Origin of the sequence: Helicobacter equorum (assembly GCF_900198655.1) — a bacterium.
In the GTDB taxonomy this organism is placed as follows: domain Bacteria; phylum Campylobacterota; class Campylobacteria; order Campylobacterales; family Helicobacteraceae; genus Helicobacter_F; species Helicobacter_F equorum.
The window spans coordinates 1-1,590 of sequence record NZ_FZPO01000069.1; the positions used below are offsets into that span (position 1 = coordinate 1).

Here is a 1,590-nt window from a genome sequence, read left to right on the forward strand (position 1 = left end):
GGAGACTTATGGTGTGGGGATTAGGTTTGGGGAGTGGGCGCAAGCTATTAGTGAAAGTTCATATATTGTTATTCCTAGTCTTTTTGCAGCACTTATTCTATGTGTGGCAGTGAGGAATAGTATACAAATATTACACTCTTTTATCCCTAAATTTTATACATTAAGTCTAGGAATTGTTCTTGTTTATGCCGCACTTTTTGCACTTAGTCTGCATACCACCACTGAGTTTTTATATTTTAATTTCTAATTTGGGAGAGTTATAATGCGAGGTAAACTTTCTGCAAAGACTTGGAGCATAGCATTTATTCTTATTATATTTCTTGGTAGTCTTTTTATTATACCCATAAATTACTACCTTGATCCATTTGGATTACGAAGTGTAGAAAATAAAAATTTTACAAATCTTTCACGCGTTTCTTATTCCTATCTCTATCCTATCAAAATCGCACAAAAAGCTCCATATTACCTCGTTGGGACATCCCGCACTCAATATATTGATCTACCACTTCTTTCGCACTATCTTCATCAACATATTATATCTGTAGGAATGCGAGCACAAAGCTTTGAGGAAGCACTAACACTTATTAAAGCTCTCAAAACCAATGGGAGCCATTTTGTAAGTGGCTTTGATGCTTTTGCATTGAATACTGAATATGAGCTTAAGCGTTTAGAAGAAAACTCGCAATACAATATTATGAGTTTATTATTCAATTTCCATACACTCCGAGCCAGTTTTCAAACTCTCTGGGATACACTTCTCTCACGCCCAAATAACTTGGCTTTTCTTAATGATAATCTCTATATAGGAAAGAAAAATTCCTATAAAGAAATAGAACAAAAACGCTTCATAGAACATCATCCACTCACCAAAAATGGCACGGTATACTCCCCATACAATATCAACGAATCTCAAATTCTCGAATTTGCTAAGTTAGGAGATTCACAAGATATTATTATTATTTTTCCTAAACATGCCTATTATTATAAACTCTTTGAAACATATGGTGTGCAAGAAACATATTTCCATGCAATAGAACTTTTAGTAAATAATACAAAAGCACGGGTGTATAGCTTTTATGGGGTTAACTCCATTACGCGAGATAAAGCAAACTTTGATGATGAGGCGTGGCATTTTAAGCCTAAAGTTGGGAACCTTATCTTGGCAAAAATCTTTCAAGATGAAAGTGTAGAAGTGCCCAAAGACTTTGGTGTAGAACTCACAAAAGAAAATGTAAGGGCATATCTACAGAATTTAAGAGATTCTATACAAACAACTGAACTTGACTAGTATCAATTATTTTGTAAATCCCACGCTTTTTGCTCCAAAGCAAAATACTGCTCTAATTTCACATCTAAATCGGCTTTTAGATTCTCTAATTGATTTGCTAAGGCTGTAATTCCTATAGTTTGGTATTTATCTGGATTTGTTAGATCAGATTCTAAGAGTGCAATATGCCTTTCAAGATCCTCTATTTCTTGAGGCAGTGAATCTAGTGCAAGTTTTTCTTTATAACTAAGCTTTAGTGGTGTTTTTGGTTTTTGTGTTTTTAGCTTATCTTGCTCTATGCTCTTATCTAAAGATTCTAATTC

3 protein-coding genes are annotated in these 1,590 nt (G+C 34.0%); 2 read left to right on the top strand and 1 reads right to left on the bottom strand.

Translation table 11 applies throughout. The annotated features are described in order from the left end of the window. Both C6H22_RS08285 and C6H22_RS08290 read left to right on the top strand, forming a co-directional pair. A partial coding sequence (locus C6H22_RS08285) for a hypothetical protein (RefSeq protein WP_158654686.1) occupies window positions 1–247 on the top strand: 247 nt, incomplete at its 5' end. A 15-nt stretch (window positions 248–262) separates the two neighbouring features. After that, window positions 263–1,288 carry a hypothetical protein gene (locus C6H22_RS08290; RefSeq protein WP_104694802.1) on the top strand — a complete coding sequence of 342 codons (1,026 nt, stop codon included), beginning with the start codon at window positions 263–265 and terminating at the stop codon, window positions 1,286–1,288. 2 nt (window positions 1,289–1,290) lie between these two features. On the opposite strand, the gene C6H22_RS08295 is transcribed toward C6H22_RS08290, so the two are convergent. Continuing rightward, window positions 1,291–1,590: ABC transporter C-terminal domain-containing protein (locus tag C6H22_RS08295; protein ID WP_233707102.1), on the bottom strand; the 300-nt coding region annotated here is incomplete at its 5' end.